Annotated in this window: 19 protein-coding genes; 4 read left to right on the top strand and 15 right to left on the bottom strand. The window is 55.8% G+C overall.

Annotation, left to right across the window (positions count from 1 at the left end; translation table 11 throughout):
- Positions 1–51: 51 nt before the first annotated feature.
- From CU102_RS12895 to CU102_RS12870, 6 genes are all read right to left on the bottom strand, one after another.
- Positions 52–846, bottom strand: a complete 795-nt coding sequence (locus tag CU102_RS12895) for a tetratricopeptide repeat protein (protein WP_106711502.1) — start codon at positions 844–846, stop codon at positions 52–54.
- Positions 847–1,428: 582 nt separating this feature from the next.
- Positions 1,429–2,724: an OmpP1/FadL family transporter gene (locus tag CU102_RS12890; protein ID WP_106711501.1), complete on the bottom strand. Its 1,296-nt coding sequence runs from the start codon at positions 2,722–2,724 to the stop codon at positions 1,429–1,431.
- Positions 2,725–3,120: 396 nt separating this feature from the next.
- Positions 3,121–5,907 (bottom strand): valine--tRNA ligase, encoded by a 2,787-nt coding sequence (locus CU102_RS12885; protein ID WP_106711500.1) that lies wholly within the window; start codon positions 5,905–5,907, stop codon positions 3,121–3,123.
- 548 nt (positions 5,908–6,455) lie between these two features.
- Positions 6,456–7,271, bottom strand: a complete 816-nt coding sequence (locus CU102_RS12880; RefSeq protein WP_106711499.1) for a DUF2497 domain-containing protein — start codon at positions 7,269–7,271, stop codon at positions 6,456–6,458.
- 216 nt (positions 7,272–7,487) lie between these two features.
- A complete protein-coding gene (locus CU102_RS12875; RefSeq protein ID WP_106711498.1) occupies positions 7,488–8,882 on the bottom strand; it encodes a TolC family outer membrane protein in 1,395 nt (464 codons plus the stop codon).
- A gap of 142 nt (positions 8,883–9,024) precedes the next feature.
- On the bottom strand, positions 9,025–9,693 hold the full coding sequence (locus CU102_RS12870; protein WP_106711497.1) for a protein-L-isoaspartate O-methyltransferase family protein: 669 nt from the start codon (positions 9,691–9,693) through the stop codon (positions 9,025–9,027).
- A gap of 379 nt (positions 9,694–10,072) precedes the next feature.
- Between CU102_RS12870 and CU102_RS12865 the strand changes: the two genes are divergently transcribed.
- The 3 genes from CU102_RS12865 (at position 10,073) to CU102_RS12855 (ending at position 11,619) form a co-directional block, all read left to right on the top strand.
- Positions 10,073–10,648, top strand: coding sequence for a GGDEF domain-containing protein (locus CU102_RS12865; RefSeq protein ID WP_166648501.1), 576 nt, complete (start codon positions 10,073–10,075; stop codon positions 10,646–10,648).
- 101 nt (positions 10,649–10,749) lie between these two features.
- On the top strand, positions 10,750–11,118 hold the full coding sequence (locus CU102_RS12860; protein ID WP_106711495.1) for a hypothetical protein: 369 nt from the start codon (positions 10,750–10,752) through the stop codon (positions 11,116–11,118).
- Between the two features lie 207 nt (positions 11,119–11,325).
- Positions 11,326–11,619 (top strand): hypothetical protein, encoded by a 294-nt coding sequence (locus tag CU102_RS12855; RefSeq protein WP_133624616.1) that lies wholly within the window; start codon positions 11,326–11,328, stop codon positions 11,617–11,619.
- A gap of 179 nt (positions 11,620–11,798) precedes the next feature.
- Here CU102_RS12855 and CU102_RS12850 read toward each other — a convergent pair whose 3' ends face one another.
- Positions 11,799–12,437: a hypothetical protein gene (locus tag CU102_RS12850; protein ID WP_106711493.1), complete on the bottom strand. Its 639-nt coding sequence runs from the start codon at positions 12,435–12,437 to the stop codon at positions 11,799–11,801.
- Between the two features lie 619 nt (positions 12,438–13,056).
- On the opposite strand from CU102_RS12850, the gene CU102_RS12835 reads away from it, so the two are divergent.
- Positions 13,057–13,731 (top strand): SOS response-associated peptidase, encoded by a 675-nt coding sequence (locus CU102_RS12835; protein ID WP_106711490.1) that lies wholly within the window; start codon positions 13,057–13,059, stop codon positions 13,729–13,731.
- Between the two features lie 196 nt (positions 13,732–13,927).
- On the opposite strand, the gene CU102_RS12830 is transcribed toward CU102_RS12835, so the two are convergent.
- From CU102_RS12830 to CU102_RS30830, 8 genes are all read right to left on the bottom strand, one after another.
- The gene (locus tag CU102_RS12830) at positions 13,928–15,337 is read right to left on the bottom strand and encodes a DUF1254 domain-containing protein (RefSeq protein ID WP_245425319.1); all 1,410 of its coding nucleotides are present in this window, start codon (positions 15,335–15,337) and stop codon (positions 13,928–13,930) included.
- Positions 15,338–15,996: 659 nt separating this feature from the next.
- Positions 15,997–16,443: a hypothetical protein gene (locus CU102_RS12825; protein ID WP_106711489.1), complete on the bottom strand. Its 447-nt coding sequence runs from the start codon at positions 16,441–16,443 to the stop codon at positions 15,997–15,999.
- Positions 16,444–17,080: 637 nt separating this feature from the next.
- Positions 17,081–17,296, bottom strand: coding sequence for a hypothetical protein (locus tag CU102_RS12820; protein WP_106711488.1), 216 nt, complete (start codon positions 17,294–17,296; stop codon positions 17,081–17,083).
- Positions 17,297–17,569: 273 nt separating this feature from the next.
- Entirely contained in the window at positions 17,570–17,935 is a 366-nt protein-coding gene (locus tag CU102_RS12815; protein WP_106711487.1) for a DUF1515 family protein, read from the bottom strand.
- A gap of 222 nt (positions 17,936–18,157) precedes the next feature.
- Positions 18,158–18,595 (bottom strand): hypothetical protein, encoded by a 438-nt coding sequence (locus CU102_RS12805; protein WP_106711485.1) that lies wholly within the window; start codon positions 18,593–18,595, stop codon positions 18,158–18,160.
- Positions 18,592–19,101, bottom strand: a complete 510-nt coding sequence (locus tag CU102_RS12800) for a lysozyme (RefSeq protein ID WP_106711484.1) — start codon at positions 19,099–19,101, stop codon at positions 18,592–18,594. Before CU102_RS12800 ends, CU102_RS12805 begins: the two co-directional genes overlap by 4 nt.
- Positions 19,094–19,312, bottom strand: a complete 219-nt coding sequence (locus CU102_RS12795) for a DUF7940 domain-containing protein (protein ID WP_106711483.1) — start codon at positions 19,310–19,312, stop codon at positions 19,094–19,096. Before CU102_RS12795 ends, CU102_RS12800 begins: the two co-directional genes overlap by 8 nt.
- Before the next feature lie 701 nt (positions 19,313–20,013).
- Entirely contained in the window at positions 20,014–20,142 is a 129-nt protein-coding gene (locus CU102_RS30830; RefSeq protein WP_280951897.1) for a DUF7940 domain-containing protein, read from the bottom strand.
- Between the last annotated feature and the right edge of the window lie 43 nt (positions 20,143–20,185).

Genomic DNA, 20,185 nt, shown 5'->3' with positions numbered 1-20,185 from the left:
GACCCAACCACCGGCAGTCCATGCCCGGCGCATTGCCATATAAGTGATTGCTCAGAAATCGCCGGTCTTGATGATATCCTCGGCCAGCACCATCGCGGTGCGCCGGTCGGCCTCATCCGATATCGAGAATGCCTGTTCCTGCACATCGCGGATCCAGGCCCGGTCCTGCTTGCTGGCGTGCTCGAGCGCCGCCGTCATCATGGCGAGGCCGCGCACGGTCTTACCTGCCTGGAACAAGAGATTGCCGAGCATGGCCTGCGCGCCGGCGTTGCCTTTTTGCGCCGACAGGCGGAACCAGCGGGCGGCCTGATTGGGATTGGGCTGACCGCCCTCGCCCTTCATCAGCATCTTGCCAAGCTCGAACTGTGCATCGGAGTCGCCAAAATTCGATGCGGCCTGCAGGTAAAGGTCCCGCGCCGCGCCGGGATTGGAGCGGATCGGCGAATTGGGGATACCCCGCTTCACATAGCCTGCGAGCGCTACCAGTGCATCGGCGACATAGCTTTCGTTCTCGGTGCCTTGGTCGGCGCCCTCCTGAACGACCTGTTCGAACATTTTGTATGCCTGGTAGTCATCTTCCTTGACCCCATCGCCCTCCGCATACATGCGGGCGAGCTTCCAGTTCGCGCCCTGATGGCCCTTCTCCGCGGCAAAGCGCAGCGCTTTCACCGCCTCATCCTTGTGACCATTCTTGTAGGCAGAGAATCCAAACTTGAAGAGTGCGAAAGGGCTCGAATCCTCCTTCACCTCATTCTGGGTATCGAAAGCAAAGCAAGGGCCCACCATGGCGCTCATCAACAGGCCAATCCCGACAAGCGGAGAGAGAAAACGATCAGCGATGAGCATTGCAGTGTTCTTTCTTCACCCATATCAGCTGTGTCGCGGCAACGCGCGCCATACCAGCGGCCCGGGTGCAACTCCCGCCAGGCTGCATCGACACGGCAGCCAGCGACGGGATGTTCAAATCTTGCACGTCATTCCAGCAATCATTTGACCGATTTCCGGCAATAGTACGGCCAATAGAGGCGCGAAAGCTTCGTTTAGCGGTAACATCGGCGTGAGTTGGGCAGGTCGCGTCAAAAACCCTATGGGAGCCAGGCAAAGCGTGACGGCGTGAAGTGCTTGCCTGTAAGTTAGAAGTCGCGTCCATCATTTCCCCATGCGGAACATCTGCACTATTGCATATGCCTTCCAACCAACCGCGGTTGCCGCCCTTTCGAGGTGCTCCGGGTTTGTGGCGCAAAATGGGCAGATTTGCCCTCCGCGCTCGCGCCACAAATCATCGCCCAGAAGTGTTGCTGAATCGTCACAAAATTTGATGAGCCCGTGAAAATGGTTCTGTGCCCGGCGCAAATCTTCGGATTATCCCGCCTTCGAAACAAAAAAGCCCGGCTGTGCCGGGCTTTTCTTTATTATCAAGGGTTTGGATCAGAACTTGAGCTTACCCGAAAGTGACAGGGCACCGACGAAATCATCGCCAAAGTCATAGGTCACGTCGGTACCGCAGGTCTGAGTGCCCGGGCAAGCCGTGGGGCCATATGAACCTGACGTCAGCACACCCGCCGCGCCACCGGCGCGTATCTCGATATTCTTGTTCGGAGTGTAGGAAACACCACCTGACAGGAGATAAGTATCGGTTTGTGTGGTCAGACCGGTGGACGTACCGCGATCCCAGCTGATCTGAGCCGATCCGCTCCATTGGTCGTTAAACTTGTGGCCAAGACCGGCAGAGATAGTCCAGCCGTCCTGGAACATCAGATCCAGCGATGTCAGCCGGAAGGGCGAGCTCGGTCCGCAGGATCCGAGGGCCTTCGTCGATGTCGGGCAGAAGGCAACAACCTCGAGAACGCTCCAGTCAACCCACTTCACGGTACCGAAGGCCAGCCAATCGGGAGCAATGCCGGTCTGCCACTTGAATTCCAACGACTGCGGCATCGTCGCGGTGCCGTAAACGTCAGTCACGCGCCCCACAAACGGATTGCGCAGGGTCGACGCCAGGGCGCCTGGAATCTCTGTCAGATCGACCGTGCCGTTGATTTGGCCAAGGTCAATTTCAGCATTATAAATAAGGCTGGCGCGTAACGCGTATTCGGGAAGTTCATAAGCAACACCAGCACGCCAGCCCACCCCATCTGCATTCAATGAGAGAAGTCCTTGGCCGTCGTAACCAAGAGCGGCGAAAGGTGTTTGGAAGATATTGCCAAACACGAGCCTGTTCTTGAAACCATCGAGTTCCTGATAGGACACGCCGCCAATGGCACGCAGATATCCCTTGTTCAAGGCAAACTTGTAGGAACAGGTCAGGCCGTAATCGTCGCTGTCGATCTTGGTCTCGATGTTCTGATTTGCGCCGACCCAGTCAGCACCCGGATCTGTATGCACACCCCAAGGTTGGCTGTAGGTGGCAAGGCAGTCGGCTTCGTCAGTGATACCTACCTTCAAGCCGAAACGCGGAACAGAATAGTCCGGCGTTTCATCGACGGAGGTCGCACCGCCCCCAATGCCGTTGGCGCCCCGGCCATCAATGGGCCGCGTGTCCACAGCATTCTTGATCCTGCGATCAGGCATGACATAGATCACGCCGGCTTCCGTTGCAACACGGCCTGGCTCGAACAACAGGTCCCAGTTGTAGCCTCCGCGCTCAAGCCCCCCGGCCTGAGCAGCAGAGGCCACGCCCGTCAAAAGCAACGCCCCGCCCAAAATCGTTGATATAGCTTTTGACATTAGTCCTCCCCGAAAGTCTGAAAAGCTTCCTGAACGCAACAACAGTTCAGCAAAATTGTTACCAATACGTAATAGGTAACAAAGCCCGCCAATCGTGCAACGGATTTGCGACAGGCCGATTATTCGGAAAACAGGTAGAACAACGCAAAATCTCGAAATTTCACGTTTCACTCAACACGTTTCTGCGATTTTCTGCATTAAGTCGAATTAGTTAGAGCCAAAATCGGAGCTTTTTTGTGCCAAAAACGCCATTGTTGCTCAAATGCAACGTCGTTCAAAAATGACGGAATTGGGGCTTTTCATCGTCCTAAATGGGGAGCTTCCCCCTGCGTCACAAGGGGAAGTCCTGATTTAATGCCGTTGGAGAATCGCTCGAACGGGCAGAGGTGCTCGACTTCAGCTCGCCTCGCGGACCCGGCGGATGGCCGTTTCGATCTTTTCAGCCGCGGCGCGAAGTTCGGCGAGCCGCTCACGTTCCGCCTCCACGATTTCCGGCTTCGCATTGGCAACGAATTTCTCGTTAGCAAGTTTCCTGCCGGTCTTGTCGGATTCATCGGCGATCTTGCTTGCTTCCTTGGTAAGCCGGGCGATCTCGGCATTCACGTCGATGAGGCTGCCGAGCGGCAGACAGGCCGTGGCTTCACCGATGACGAACTGTGCCGACCCCTTCGGCGCATCGTCTGCCAGCGCGATCGTTTCAACGCGTGCCCGCCATTTGATCGAAGCGTCATGGCGCTGCAGCCGCTCTTGTGTCACCTCATTGGCGCCGATGACCACTAGCGGCGCCATCGCCGACGCCGGAACATTCATCTCGGCACGTACAGAGCGAATGCCGGTCACCAGGTCGATAAGCCAGTTGATATCGGCAGCGGCTTCCGCATCGAGGAATTCGGGCTCCGGCCAGCCGGCGTGGCATAGCAAGGTCTCGCGCTTCTGCCCCTCGCCTGCCGTATGCGCCCAAAGCTCTTCGGTCATGAACGGCATGAACGGGTGCAGCAATTTGTAGATTTCGTCCAGAACATAGGCGGCGCAGGCTTGCGCTTCCGCCTTTGCCTCGGCGTCCTCGCCGTTGAACACCGGCTTCAAGAGTTCGATGTACCAATCGCAGAACTGGTTCCAGACGAAGCGATAGGCAGCATTGGCAGCTTCGTTGAAACGGTAGCTGGTAATGCCGTCGGTGACGTCGCGGGCCGCATTGGTGAGTTCGGTCAGGATCCAGCGATTGACTGTCAGCTTTGCATTCTCCGGGAGGAACGACGGGTCGCGAGCAACGCCGTTCATTTCAGCAAAGCGCGTCGAATTCCAAAGCTTGGTACCGAAATTGCGGTAACCGGCGATGCGGCTCGGATCGAGCTTCACATCGCGTCCCTGAGCCGCCATGATCGCCAGCGTGAATCGCAGCGCATCTGCGCCGTACTCGTCGATCAACTCCAGCGGGTCAATGACATTGCCCTTGGACTTCGACATCTTGGCGCCGTTCTTGTCACGGACGAGGGCATGCACGTAAACCGTGTGGAACGGTTCTTCATTCATGAAATGCAGACCCATCATCATCATCCGGGCGACCCAGAAGAAGATGATATCGAAGCCGGTGACCAGCACGTCCGTTTGATAATACGTCTTGAGTTCCGGCGTCTTGTCCGGCCATCCCAGCGTCGAGAACGGCCAAAGGGCCGAGGAGAACCACGTATCGAGAACGTCTTCGTCGCGTGTCAGGATTTCGCCCGGCTTGAAGTTTTCGATGAGGTTTTCGACATGGGCCTTCATAGGCCCTTCATGGGCGAGATAATGCTGAATGGCAGCGCTCAGCGCCTCTTCTTCACTACGCTCGACGAAAATCTTTCCATCCGGGCCATACCAGGCCGGGATCTGATGACCCCACCACAGCTGGCGCGAGATCGTCCAGGGCTGAATGTTCTCCATCCATTCGAAATAGGTCTTTTCCCAGTTCTTCGGAACGAAGTTGGTCCGTCCCTCACGCACGCTGGCAATGGCCGGCTTGGCAAGTTCAGCCGCGTTCACATACCACTGATCGGTCAGATAAGGTTCGACCGGAACACCGCCGCGGTCCCCATGCGGAACCATGTGCGTATGGTCCTCGACCTTGTCGAGATAGCCGCCCTCTTCCATCATGCCGACAATCATCTTGCGGGCGGCAAAACGGTCCTGGCCGTCCAGCATATGAATGAGCTGAGTTAGATTTCGCGATGGCTCAAGGCCCTCCAGGAAATCGTCATTGTCCTTCAGGTGTATGGTGGCGTCCGTGTTGAGGATATTGATCTGGCGCAGATCGTTGCGCTTGCCCACTTCGAAATCGTTGAAGTCATGGGCCGGCGTGATCTTGACCGCACCGGAACCCGCTTCGGGATCGGCATAGGCATCAGCGACGATCGGGATATGACGCCCAACCAGCGGCAGGACGACGTTATTATCGACTAGCGCATGATAACGGGAATCGTCCGGATTAACCGCAACGCCGGTATCGCCCAGCATGGTCTCCGGCCGCGTCGTCGCCACCACAATAAAGGTATGCGGATTCTCAGGATCGAATGCGACGTTCTCCAGCGGATAGCGGAAATGCCAGAGATTGCCCTTGATCTCCCGCTGTTCGACCTCAAGGTCGGAAATGGCGGTCAAAAGCTTGGGATCCCAGTTGACGAGTCGCTTGTCCTTATAGATCAGATCTTCCTTGTAAAGCGTTACAAAGACTTCCAGAACCGCCTTGGACAGCCCCTCATCCATCGTGAAGCGTTCACGCGACCAGTCGCAGGAAGCGCCTAGACGCTTCAGCTGGTCGGCGATTATGCCGCCTGACTCGGCCTTCCACTCCCATATCCGTTCGACGAACTTCTCACGGCCCATGTCACGGCGGCCCGGCTGTTGGCGCTCCATCAATTGGCGCTCTACCACCACCTGCGTCGCGATACCCGCATGGTCCATGCCGGGCTGCCACAGCACGTTTTTGCCACGCATGCGCTCGAAACGGACGAGAATATCCTGAATCGTATTGTTGAGCGCATGCCCCATGTGTAGAGAACCCGTCACATTCGGCGGCGGAATGACGACCGCAAAGGGATCGGCGCCTGGCTTCGAACCGGCACCCGCTTTGAAAGCACCGGCTTCATCCCAGCGTTTTGCGATCTCCGGCTCTACAGCCGCTGCGTCATACGTCTTCTCAAGCATCAAAATTGTCCGTCATTTTGCGGAAAGGGAATGGTTACGGTGTAAACCGAATGGCCGCCTATAAGTCAATGCCGACTTATCTGGGGCACGAAACGCGCTGCCTACGACTTTCGTTGAATTGCTTATTACAACCAGCGCGATTATTCAGAAGAAATTCCTTTCAAAGAGATTTTTTATGAATATACAACACTCAATCATACTATATGCATTATCATTGGCTGTGTTATTTGTGTCGTCACTGGCTATCGGCGCTTGGACATCACCAACCATGCTCAGCATGGACCATAGGAAGAACGTGGAAGTCCCGGTCGTCAAGAAGACAGAGCTGGCGTCAGCAGCAACTATCTCACATCGAAAAACAAGCGCAAAAACCTGGTAATCTTATTGGACTTACCGGAAAACGATACCGCATTCGTCTCGCCCATAACGTCCTGTGGATGACGCGGCAAATGGCCGGCTATCAGCTTCCGACCTTGAAGACGGAAAGAGCCAGTATGTTTCGCCAAGGCTACTCAAGGTAATGGTGAGAAACTAACTCTGGCGCCAAATCAGCGCCGGCCGCCTCGTGCCACACGTTCGATCTCTTCACGCACGAGGCGCTCGACCAGTGACGGCAGATTATTGTCCAGCCAGTCCTGCAGCAAGGGGCGCATGATATCCTGGGCGATTTCGTCGAACGAACGGCGCTGCTCGTTGCGCACGGCAAACGACAAATCCTCGAAGGCCGAACTGACCTGACGCTCCGTCGCCTCTGATAGGATTGGCTCCAGCGCCCGCTCGAGATCCAGCGATCCGTCGTCGTCCACGCCCGCTTCCGCCTCACGATCGACCGGCTCCGTTACCACTGGCGGAATCACAGACGTTGCCACGGCTTCGATCTCAATATCGGGCTGAACTGGCTCCGGGATGAATGTCTGGTCCGGCGCTGCCGTCATCGGCTCCAGCTCCGGCGATACTGGCGAAGTGATAAATGCCTCCAGTTCGTCCCCGGCGGGCAGTGGGGCAATTGTCTTGGCTGCAGGCGCAATCAGTGGCTGCTCACTCTCGGCCTTTGAGGACGCTACGGCACCAGCCTCCTCAACCGGCTTCGATTGCGAAGGAGCTGGGCGCGGATGCGCCGTCTCGAAGGATTGTGAATTTGGCTGCGAGACGGCGATGCCTTCGCGTGGCGGCAGTTGTTCCTCGTGATACTGTCCCACCGGCGTGGACTCGAGCACAGCCGTGCGTGCAGGCACGTCGGAATTAACGGGCTGTGGCAGCGTATCATCGGACCGGCCTGTGTCGCTCTCTTCAATAATGCGACGAATCGATGCGAGAATTTCCTCCATGGAGGGTTCACGCGCCACGCTGGATGATTGTGCCATGACAGTCTTGCCTACTACATCTTGTTTCGGTGCGGTGCAACGAATCTGTATCAAGTGTAGAAGCTTGGATTGCGTTTGAGAATCCCCCCAGCGAGGGTTTGCAACTAACCCACAGACTTTTCTGGAATCCGGGCGGGAGCGTCAAAACAGAAAAGCCGCCCGGTCAACGACCGGGCGGCTTTCCTTCAGTCATGAAACCTTGCGTTTCGTCTGGATCTAGCGGCCATCCGGCGTGCGAAGACCAATCCACTTGTCCTTGACAGCTTCGTAATGTTCTTCGGGCCTGTGCTCTGCAACCTGCAGACCGATCTGCGACGCGGTCAATCGGCCGGTCGCCGACAGAACGGCGTAGCTCGTTACAACGCTGTCGCGCTCAGCCTGTGCCAGGTTGATCTGGCCCGTCAAAACGTCGGCCTGCGCATTCAACACGTCGAGCGTGGTGCGCTGACCAACCTTGCGTTCCTCGATAACACCGTTCAGGGCAAGCTGTGCAGCAGCGACCACCGATCTCTGTGCGACGATCGAGGCTCGGGCCGCTTCCATTTCCGAGTAGGCCTGGGCGATCGCCTGGCGTACGCTGTCGCGCGCCACATCGACTTCAATCCGCCGTTGTCCCCAGGTTTCCTTCGACTGGCGAACCAGAGCAGAGGTCCGGCCGCCACTATAGATCGGAATGGTCACCTGAATACCCGCCGAGGCGGTTGTCGAGTCTGTATTTGACGTTGAAAGCTCTGAACCAGAGAAAATCTCGTTGCGGGAAACATCGCCAGTCAGATCGACCTGCGGCAGGAGCGCACCCTCATTTGCCTTCACCGTGTAGCCAGCCGAATCCACCGCATACTGTGTCGACAATATGGCTGGATGATTGGAAGTGGCGATGCTGAATGCCTGATCCATCGATCGCGGCAGATTCTTGGCCATGGCGGCCGGCCTCAGCCGATCCGGCGACGATCCGGTAATTTGAATATATGTTGCGACAGCGGTCTTTTCATCCGACTGGGCCACATTGAGCGTTGCGATCGCGGCAGCCTTTTCGGACTCAGCCTGAGCCACGTCAGTGCGCGTTCCTTCGCCAACGTCAAATCGCGCCTTGGCAGCGCGCAGCTGCTCGTCGAGAAACTCGAGGTTCTTCTGCCGCAGGATAACGATCTGGCGGGCGAGATAGACATCCATAAACGCCTGCGCTGCGCTAAAGAGCAGGTTCATCTCATTGTTGCGCAAGTTTTCCCGCGCGGCGAGCACCTGGGTCTTCGCAGCGGCAACGGTGTTTTTCGTGGTAAAGCCGTCGAACAGCATCTGATTGACCACGACGCCGAATGTACCCGTTTTGCTGGTACCGCTCCGCCCGCCGTCGAAGCGGTCCGATCTCACCGTCAGGTCCGCCGTAGCATTGACCGTTGGGCGATATCCCGACTTTGCAACAGCAACGCCCTCATCGGTGACACGTACGCCTGCGCGGTCTGCATTCAGCGAAGAGTTGCTTTCGTAGGCCTTGGACATCGCGCCAAAGATCGTTTCAGCCATTGAAGGCTCAGAGGTTAGGACCGTTGCTGACATCAGCGCTGCGGTTAGTACTCGCTTGCCCGCTTTGAACACTATAAACCCCTTCATTCTCTCGGTAGCCCCGACCGAACCATTCGGTTCGACAGTGTGTTTTTTATTACCCGTCAATTCACAAGTTGACCACAGACACATTTCTAATCTGCAAACAAACTGGTCAACCGTTGCACTTTTGTCTCATAAGAGACGGGGTTTAGAACTCAAACTCCGCCGCTTTTTTGAAGCCAGGAAGCGGTTTGACGGCTGAATTGAAAGCGCGGCGCCCTGAAACGATTCCATCGCTTTTCAGATAGAGCATTGATTTTCCAGCGTTTCCAGCCCCTTCAACGACGACAAGTCGCCCCCCATCCTTCAACTGCTCAAATAATGTACCAGGAACTTGATCAACGCTACCCTCAATTATGATTACATCAAAGGGCGCCTTTCCCGGGCAGCCGCTCTGCAACGCGCCCTGCACGATCTCGACATTTTCGATCCCCAGCGTGGGCAAAATCGAACGGGCCTGATCGGCTAGATCGGCCTCATTTTCGACAGCAACCACCGATCTGGCGATTCGTGCAAGCACTGCAGCCGAGTATCCGGTCGCGCATCCGATATCGAGAACCGTGTCGTCTGGATGAATGGTCGCAAGCTGGAGCAGCTTGGCAAACGGCGATGGCTGCATCAGATAACGCGCGCCTGCCTCAGTCGTCGCAAGCAGGACATCATCATCGATATAGGCGAGAGGTTCACGGGCACTCGGCACGAATTTCTCGCGCGGCACGTCAAGAAAGGCCTGCAGCAATGGCTTGTCGGTCACATCAGTCGTACGCAACTGATTGTCGACCATCTTGATCCGCAGGTCCTCGAAATTCAGCGTCATGGTCTACAAGCTTTCCTAAAGACACTTGCAACACAAAGCGCTTGCAAGCGCATGGCGTGCTCCTGCCGGATCAGCGTTGAAATCCACCGCCTATATGGCCGCACTTGCGTGACCATTTCCTGACCGAAGCACAAATTTATCCGAGGATGTGGCAAAAATTTCAATCAGCGTCAATGAATGACTAACGTTACCGCGCCATCCGGCTTTCAATAATTTCCGAATGAGGCCTCCCTGCACCACTTTAGGCTGCAATGCGCCTCATGAACCTTGTCGCAGATGCCGCTCTGACGCCGCGCGATCCTTTAACCGTACATCCGATCCGGGATTGAACTAAATGGCCGTACCTGTCATTCTATACTTGAGGAAACGGAGTCGTTCAATGAACGACAGGAATGCGAAGCAAATGATAGAGATCAAGGGATTCAATGATTTCCCTATAAGCCAGGATGAATTGACCGGACTGGCCGATAGGGCCGCGCTTGAGGAACATCTCGACAGTCTTTGCGGATCCTATGCTCAAAGCGACTTCGACGATCGCCTGCAATTTGCAATTCTTTGTATTGATCTTGACGGGTTCAAGAATTTCAACGACCGGTACGGCCGCGCCGAAGGCGATACTTTGCTAAAGCTTGTAGCCGACCGCCTGCAGGCTTGCCTGCGCAAGAATGACGTTGTCTATCGCATGGGCGGCGATGAATTCGCCATCGTGCTTCTGCAGGTGACACCCAATGAAGTCGCAAGCGTTGCCGACCGCATCATCGGCTCGGTTTCGCAGCCCTATGACCTCGGCGGCGCTGAGCCGGTTGCCATTAGCGTCACGATCGGGGCGGCCCTGGCACCGCGTGACGGCGACACGCCAGAAAGCCTGCTCTGGTGTGGCGATGCCGCGCTCTACATCGCCAAGAAGGCCGGCAAAGGCGTCTATCGACGTTATTCCGAGCGGCGCTCCAGCTAGAATCCCGGATCTATCCGTTCTGCATCGGTTGAAAGACCGAGGGGAACCATCGCTCCTGAGATTGGTTTACCAGACACGATAAACCAAGAAGGACGATCGATATGAAGCCGATTGTACCAATGATGGCGGCTGTTGCCGCTATAACACTCATGTCCGGCACTGCCCTGGCTGCATGCCCGGAGATTACCGGATCGGTGAAACCCGACGCGCAGCAGGGCGTGGCAAAGGATGGCACACACGCCCCTTTGGAAAATAGCACGAATGCCGAAGTTCAGACCGGAACCGCAAGCTCTGGCACAACCACGAGCAGCAATCCCAGCCCGACTGTGCAAAAAGACGGTCAAACGATGCCGCTAGCGAGTACCGAAGGTGGCGGCGATAAGAACCTTGCGACCTCGCAGCAGGACGTACAGGCCCAGCAAAAAGGCGATCCGACTGCGATGGCAAAAGCCGAAGAGTGCAAAGACTGAACCGCGGCGTCATTCAACTGCCGCCCTGGAGGTAATTTGAAGCTAATTCCCGATCTGTGATCAAGGAAGGAAGCTTGAGCCCCTCCTACAGATTTTGCGTAGCGTTCGGATTATTTTCCCAAAACGAAAATGTTACCGCTGGGTATTTGGAAATACCCGGCAGCGCGGCCTACAACCATATTCCAGCGTTATGGAAAGGCCATCTCGATGAAACGGACATGGATAACGTTAGCACTTGGCACCTTGGTGGTTATGTCGACACCCGCATCTGCGCAAACTCAGCGTGCCGTGACTGGCAATTCAACGGCGACGCTCAACAGAATCCTGGCTGGCGAAGGCAGACCCGGCGATTCAGCCACCACCGGATCGGGTATCACCTACCGCGTGCTGCCAAACGGAACCGTTGAAATGCGCAATCCCAGATATGGGACGGTCAAGTATTCGAACCCGGAACCAGCCTGGCAGCGCAACCTGAAGAACCAGGGCGTCGGCGGTCACTGACGACGACGCACCGTGGCGCAGCGACTATCGAGATGGTCAAGGAGTGGACTTGGAGTATGGAGGCCTCGCCCGGAACGGTCAAAGCGTTTGAAATCAATCCCTTGCGCTTGGGTGTGGCAAAATAATCTATCACGAAGAATCAAGGGGTTGCAGACAGCGCTGCCACACCCTTGAACCAATCAACGATCCCTCCGCGAAAGTGCTTTCCACCAATTGCGTATCGATGGCCTCGTCGATCGAACTATAGGAACACATATGGCTTCCATGTCCCTGATAGCGCTCCTCATCTGCTCGGCAATCTCGTCGGTCTTTCCGGAGCTTCCCCATATCGTTTTCTCGAAGTTCATCCGACTTTCGCTACCAAGTCCAGCTGGGTTATGAAATAGAGATTGATATCGAACAATTGCCGCAGCTCGAAACGAACGGTGTGCTTCATCAGCTTTGTCGAAGGCTGCCACTGCGTCAGCACCAAACAAAGCTCTCATGCGAAACTTGTATGAGAAGAAATCGGACCAAAATTCCGATTGTTGGTTCAATCGCGCCAAAGGCACAAACAAAGTATCCCGTCTATTTTTTTCTTCTTCCGATTCGTTCTCTGCTTTTGCGCGGCTCTCGCCCTCCTGGGAATACGACATGGGGGAGCGCAGAACGTTCATTTTATGCTCGGCCTCGTAAAAACGTTCAATCACATTTTGACATAACTCTATGTCGCGCTTTCCAGTGGTCTCGCGTCGCCAAGCATTCAAGCCTGCAACGGCTATATAAATACCGCTACCTGTCGCGATCAGAGTAAAAAGGTCTTGGACCGTCTGAAGCATTTATCTCCCCATTTAAACATGGCCAAATCCTTCGGTGCTTTTCGCTGATAGAATCAGGCTGATATTTCTTGACTTACATTTGGAGCATTTAAGTTTGGGAACAAGATCCTTGTGCATACTTCCGTGGTCTCGGCCGAGCTTGCTGGCCAGGTATTCCAGATCGAGCTTTGCATAGTGGCGGCACTTCGGATTATTGCAGCAGGCGCGGAGCATGTGATCAGTGTCGATCAATGCTCCAATGGTATTGAGGGAAATCGACATGGCTACATCTGCACCGGGCGCCAGACCGTTCGCTTTTTGTGAACCCTGTCTCGGTCATCCTCAAAAGGAACGACTTCGCAGTCGACGACATCACATTCCCGGCAGCGGAATTTCAGGCTTTTGAAGGAACGTCCGTGGCCATTGACGTTGGCCAGATCGCTGGCGACGAAGAATCCAACCTTCTCGCACTTCCGGCATGTCACCCGCACCAACATGCAATGGCGTGCCGCCTGGCCCAATGTTTTGATGTTTCTTGTCATGAGAACAAAATGAGAACATATTCCCAAAACGTCAAGGACGAAGTTGCCGCAGACTGCCCTTCTTGCGAAGCGGTGAGGATCAATTATCATCGACATCCATGTGCAATCTTTACAACGCCACCACGACATTTGAAGCGATGCGGCAACTGTTCCTGCCTGTTCACGATCTCACCAATCGTTTTACTCTGCAGATGGATGTCTATCCGGACTACCCTGCCCCAATTGGCCGGAAAGATGCTAATGGCGATCGCGAACTGGCAATTGCCAGATGGGGAATGCCGACACCACCGCAATTCCTGAAGGGTGAGGTCGACTACGGCGTAACCAATATTCGCAATGTGAAGTCCGCGCACTGGCAACCCTGGCTTGGTCCGGCAAATCGCTGCGTTGTCCCGGTGACGAGTTTTGCCGAGTACGGCAAAGTGCCGGATCCAGTGACCAAGAAAAAGCCGCTCTACTGGTTCGCTTTGAGCGAGGACAGGCCACTGTTCTGGTTCGCTGGAATCTGGACGAGCTGGTACAGCACGCGGAAGAAAAAGGAGGGTCCCGTACAGGCCGATATCTTCGCGTTTCTAACCACCTTTCCCAACGCGGTCGTCAAGCCGATACATGAACAGGCTATGCCGGTGATCCTGCGCACCAGCGATGAGATCGACATCTGGATGAACGCTCCGACTGATGAGGCTTTGAAGCTTCAAAGACCCCTGCCCGACAAAGACCTGATAGTTTTGCCACAACCAAAGGCAGAGGAAGAAGAGCCGTTGTTGCTATGAGTGAGACTCCACCCAAACTCACCTACCCGGAGCACATGGAGAAAGCTCCTGCCGGTTTGTTCGAACACTACTGCATGCATCCAGATTGCAAGTCGTGGGGCGCCTTTGGCTTTGAGAAGCGGTACGGTCAGGAATGGTATTGCAGCGAGCATAAGGTTGACGGCGAAAGCTGAGATTTTGCTTGCACTTCGCTCCCTTATGCCGACTGCTTCATCGGCGGCTGCTTCCACTCGCCGTCCAGCGCTGCTTCTTTGGGCCAGTAGAGGCGCATGGCGATGACGAACGGGCCTTTGGGCGCAGGCAGCCAATTCGGCTCCTTGTCTTTGCCTGGTGTCTCGTTCTGAATATAAAATGTCAGGCCGCCATCCGCGTCCTTCACAAACTGCGGAAGCATTGGCAAATTCAGCAGGTAGCGATTGATCGGATTGGCAACAAGCAGGCTCTGCGGCAAGTCATACATGGTCAACGACCAGAAGGCGTTAACCGGCGGCATCTTGTCCGCTTCGAAATGCACGGTGTACTTGTTGGCCCCATCGAGCTTCTTGCCATCGGCATCGATGGCATACACCGGATACATCGCTTCCTGCTTCGAATTGCCGTAGATGCCGAGCACGGCGGCCCCCATGCGGTAGAGGTAATTGTTCTTCAAATATTGCCGCGTGCCGAACAGTTCTCCGAAGGTTATCTTGCCCGCATCAATCTGCTTGCGCAGAGCCCCAAGATCGGCCCAAGCGTCGGCCATGCCCTGTTCAATGGCAGTCTTCATTTCTGGCGAGCTGATGTCGATCGTTTTCCCCGCGCCGACCCCAATCTTGGCGAAACGCGCCATGAGGTCGGTTTCGGACGGATCGGTCGGGCAGTATTGCAGGACGAAGTTCAGGATATTGAAGAACTCGGGCGATGTCCTCTCGTCGTCAGGGGACAACGGTTTGATGAAATCAATGGCTGGCGCAGCCGCAGGTGCTGCCTGATCGAGGAATTTGGATAGCGGTTCGGCTTTGTATTCTGACTGAATTTTCTTGACGTTGTCGAGGTCGTCCGGATTGAAAAGCTGCGTGCGATAGGCCGCGAGCACAAGTTCAGTCTCCGAACGGATGACTTCTTTAACACCCTTCGGTGTCTCGCCCTTCCAGCCGGGCCCGGCGACGAGGAAACTACCGCCATCATTGCCGGTCGCACGGCTACCAATGTAAGCGAAATTGAATGTGTATGCGTCGATGAATTGGATGCTGAAATAACGATCCTTCTCGATGGGCGGCACGGTGAGCACCATCGGTTCGGCACGCAGGTCCAAGCCGACGAAGGAGTAGGGCGTATCGGAGTTGGCTGACTGGATGGCCGTATCGGCTGGCGTGTAAACTCGCGCAATATTGACCAAATGGTTCCAAGGTCCCTTGTATTCCGGATTCTTGGTATCGACGAAATAGGCGTGCTCGATGCGATAGTTGTCCACCATGGGGAAGCCGTAGATGTAGGCCTCTTTGGCGATGGCACGCGCCTCCTCAGGGCTGACGCCGGTTTGGGCTCGCGCCGTCGTAAACTGCAATGCCGGGATCAGAGCGATCCCGCAAAGAAAAGTCCTGCGTGTCACAGCGGTCATATTCATTGCCCCATCCCATTTGGTCGTGATTATTCCTCCAGTGAATTCATGCCATGGGCAATTAACAAGTACGTAACTGTAACTATACGGTGTGCGATGCTGGCGAATGCTCGGCCGCTGTCGCCCGCGTGGCGTTTGTCGAAGCCGCCAAGGAAGCGGGCATCTTCGTGGAGACGACGCCGCGACCGCCGCCTTCCGGGAAGTTGGAGCGCTGGCATAAGAGCAAACAGAGGCGAAGATGAAGGCCGATTTGTCCGCTTTGGACACAGTCGGAACGTTTGTCACATTCGCAAGTTTATAGCGAGTTGGAGCCCGTCCCCAACAGGGGCCTGGCGAGGATCTAACCCACCTACCCCGTCAAATCGTCAGGCCTCACTTTTGGGTGGGCACGATTAGTCCGTGACAAGAGACAAGCGTGAATTGGCACCTTGCAGCGTGACGTTTTTCGCTCCTTATTAATCCGGAATAATCAGGACGGATTTATTGATGTCAATCAGCAATATGTGCAAGCTATCGAAGCTGGTTCACCAAATCCGGCAAGAGGCTCGACGGTGATGCCCACAACACGGCGTCGAGCCTCACACATCCGCCGGCGACCTACGGGGGACGTCGGCCACCTCTGGAAAGCTTCAACACTGGCACAAGAGCAAGCCTAGGCGACGGGTCTAAGAGCTGACGCTACCGCATAGCGCGGGCCGCAACCCTCGGCCCTCAGCAGGGCGTCGAACCAGCTTCTTGCCGGTGAACGTGCCGATCTTCATGCCTTTGACGATGATCCGGACGGCTATTTCCGGCCTCTCGGCCAACTGCGGTTCCTTCAGGAGATCGAGGCCAAGACGCCTGGACCAGTCTGTGTAATTGCGCCGGCCAGTGATCTGGACGAAACCACGGCCCATGAACTTCTTGCCATCGCCCGCCACGGTGTTGCCGAGATCCTTGCGTCCCTCGTAACGCTTCTGCGCAGGCGTCGGTCCCCAGATTTCCCGCATGTATTTGTAGGCGCTGGTTTCATGCCAAGCGGTTGCCAGAACATAGGCACACTGGTTGCGCAGCAGCCCTTCCTGCTCGCATGACTCCGCGAGCAGGCGCGTCGATGGTTGCACCAGATTCATGATTCTAATCCTGATTGTGTGTGGGGTGTGGTATAGTTAGGGAAGCTGACAACCAGGCTATCAGCCGGTCCGGACCCGTCGCTTGTAGTGAGTATCCGGCAAGTTCGGCTTAGGAATTTGTCGTCGGTACCGTCTGGCGGAAAGCTTGGCTAATGGTATGTCCCAGCTAAAGTGAGGCTTGGTCCGTTACTCAATGGCGGGCCAAGTCTCTTTTCAATTCAGATCATCCAAGACGACCTTGCCGGGGGCTCTTTTCAGAGTAAGATGAACCGCTGACTCTGCCGAGCAGTGGAGGCTTGGCCGAACAGTCGCTGGGCAGTGAGTGACGACCAGGCCTCTCTCTGGTTGTCTATCCCCATAACCCGATTTACCGAAGCCACGATTTATTGTTACCTCGTGGAATTCGTTGCATATTTCTCATATGCCGCGCCCTCATTCGGCATAGATTCGGCGTGAGCGCGATGTCCCCAGTCAAACTCACGCCGAGCCTTTTGTGATTTGACTCTAGATTACCCTCAGGAGGACATTACATAGCCGGATCTTGGGTCCGACGCTGAGGCTCGGTGTGTTACACCTTACTTTGCGATCAACTACCGAGCCTCTTCTCGCCGAGTGATTTGTTGGCCGCCACTCCCGGCTAAGAAAAAGCTTCCACAGAAGCAATTTTGTGCAGCATGATGCCGTTAAAGCCGGTCGGGTTGTCGTTCGTGACCTGGTAAAGCGCTTTACCATCGTCGGCGGTAACGCCGATCATATCGCCAATGCGGAACGCAAGCCGGGCTTCAAGCGTGTCAAAATATGTCCAGTACGGGAACATTCCGCCGGCAAGAGCCCTCGATATCCGCCAGATCATCTGTGATTACATGCGTCCAGTCCCGCTTCCCCTCAACGCCGTAGGCGGCGATGCTCGCAAAAGTCAAATTTCCGACATCAAATGCGATTGTGATTTTCTCCTATTACTGATCTGTCTGATAGATGGCTTGGCCGATTAAACGGCTTCCTGCCGTGAAATTGCCCTGTGTCAAAAAGCGCCAACGCTTGCTGGATCAATCTATAGAGACAACCTTTCACTCGGGCATCGATTGAACATGCCCCTTTCCCGCTGCCCTGATCGGCAGGGCGATTGCTATTTGTGGAAGATCCGCGCAACCCATTCAAACGAATTGGCGATGCTGACGCCAAGAGCCGTTCCGCCAATGCCGACGACGGCAAGAGCGCCCATCCCCATCAGTTTCCACTGCTTCACTTGATCGGTGACGGCTTTGCTGTCTTTGACCTGGCCCGTGATCGTGGCGATATCCGTCTTGATGTCGCCAACCTGGCCGGTGATATCATCCATACGCTTGTGAACGATGGCTCGCTTTTCGTCGGCCTCACGGTTCTCGAGCGCAGCCCGGCGCTCTGATGCTTCCATGTCACGGCGAAGGCCCTGCACTTCCGCTGTCAGCGCTCCGATGGATTTGTAAATATCGTTCAAGCTAAGATCCATCATAGCGGCCTTCCTGTCGCAGCGTCATAGAAGCCCGCACAGCGGCCTACCCGTGCATTCGCTCTGTCGAGTGCCCGACGTTCGCGTTTCCACCCTGATAGGGCTTCTGTGCCGATAACAACGGGAGCATGCGGCTCCATCACCCGGCAATCATCCGGCAAGGGCGGCCATTGATGATCGACCTGAGCCTCGCCCCGCGTTCTGGCGGCTTGTTCCAATCGATCGTTAAGGGTTGAGCAGGAAGCGCCGGTCAGCATCATCAACAAGACGGGAACGGCCAGCAGCCTTAAGCTTCGCTTCATAATCAGCAATCTCCTGTTGATGCTGTTCGTTCTTCAGCTCTTCGATTGTCAGAAGGTTCCTGAGTTGGACCTGATAGGCGTCGACCACGATCTGTGCCGCCTTGCGTTCCTGTTCGATCCTTGCCGCCCTCGCCTCGGCCGCGATCTTCTCGGACTCGATCACGTATCCCTTGCGGGCATCATCGGCAGCCTTGGCCCGTTCTGTTGGGACTCGGCCGGCAATCAGTTCACGGATGACAGGGCTACGATCGGCGAAGGGAATGTCGCGCAGCACCGGCACGCCCTCATAGTAGGCCAGCATGCCAAGGAAGATGCACGCCGGCAGACCGAGCGAGCGAAGGATGGCAACGAGAATGGTCATCCCTTGAGCCCTCCAAGGCAAAGTTCGCGCTCACCGATCCGGGTCAAGTCGCCATCCTCCCGCCGGAGCTTCAGGCCACGCACGACCTTCCCTCCCGCGCGATTGAAGCGTGTCATCGCCTCGCAACTGCCACGCCAGTCCTTGGCGCTAGCGAGACGCGCTGCAGTTGAATTGCAGACAGCGGTCACGCCGACGTTGTAGGAGAGATCGAGCATCGATGCCTGCACGCTGAGCGGCATTGCATCGAACCCCTTGACGCATTTCTGCAAAGGTTTGCGATAGTCATTCTCCAGGCGGGTGTAGAGCATCTGTTTGCATTCGGCGTCGGTATAGTAGTCGCCCTGCTTGACGCCTTTGGTTTCCCCCGTGCAGACGGTCCAGACCTTCCCGAGCCGGTCATAATAGGCGAGGTTTTCCGTGTTTTCCCATGGCTCGGTCAGATAGGTCGCCGTAAGCGCGATGAGCCCAAGTCCTGATGCGAGGGCAACCTTTGCACGTTTATTCATCGGAAAGTCCTTTCTGGACGACAAGCCGAGCAACGAAGGCTGCGCCGACCGTGAAGAAGGTAAGTCCGGCGAAGATGCCTGGCGGGATCGGGAGAACACCGTCGAGCAACGGCAACGCGACTTCGGCACCGGACAGAAGACCGGCAAGCAGCATCAAGCGGATGCTCCACGCCTTGCGCAGAACAGCCCGCCAATTGGCGACTGGTTTCATAAGTTTCGCTTTCATATTGCAGGCGTGTCGGGTTGCAGTCGCGGTGCGAGTCCGACTATTTGCTAAGAGGCTTCAGGCGCGGTTTGTGCCACCACCTGGCTGTCATTGGTTGAGATGCCCGATGAAATCGGACGACCTGCAGCTTATTTGCCAAACGCTTCTCTCTCTTCGCGATTCAGCCAAATCGGACGGCCGGTACATGCTGGCGAGCTGAAATGGCCTGGATAGAGGCGATGGAAACTCTGAAGAAAGCCAACGGCGATGGTCGCAGGTAGACGTGCATTCAAAAGAACCGCCCGAGCTTTCTGTGGCCTTTGGGTTACATTGATCGATCACGAGCAAAGGATCGGGAAATTGTATCGTGAAAACGATTGATGGCGTTGCCCACAAGCGATATCCGTCATCAATTGAAGCCTCACCGTGATTACTTAGGCGAGTAGGAACGGCGGGGCTTCATGAGACTTGGTCTGCGGGCCAAGTCTCTTTTACGATCCCTGCCCAACCAACAGCCGAGCGTCATTGTGGCACTTCGAGACCTGTTGTGATTTGACTCGAATTGTCCTTCGAGGAGACAGTGGCATTGTCGGGCTCGCGTCCGACAGGGGCTCGGTGTGTAATAACCTTACTCTGCGGGCAAGCTACCGAGCCTCTACCATCGCCCGCAACCATCCGGGTGAACTGGATCTGGCGGCGGGCAAAAGCTACAACGCTGCGGCAGAGCGGAAGAACTGGTAAGTCTGTTCGGTCGAAAACTTCAGAGCGGCAAGCAGCATCAAGCGGACCGACCACGCATAGCGCAGCACGGCCCGCCAGTTGGGCAGGAGATGCATGGGAATGACCTCAATTATGGATTAGGTGTCTTGAATTGACTCA

This window comes from Phyllobacterium brassicacearum (genome assembly GCF_003010955.1).
GTDB classification, from domain to species: Bacteria; Pseudomonadota; Alphaproteobacteria; order Rhizobiales; family Rhizobiaceae; genus Phyllobacterium; species Phyllobacterium brassicacearum.
This window is presented reverse-complemented; position numbering and strand designations above follow the sequence as displayed.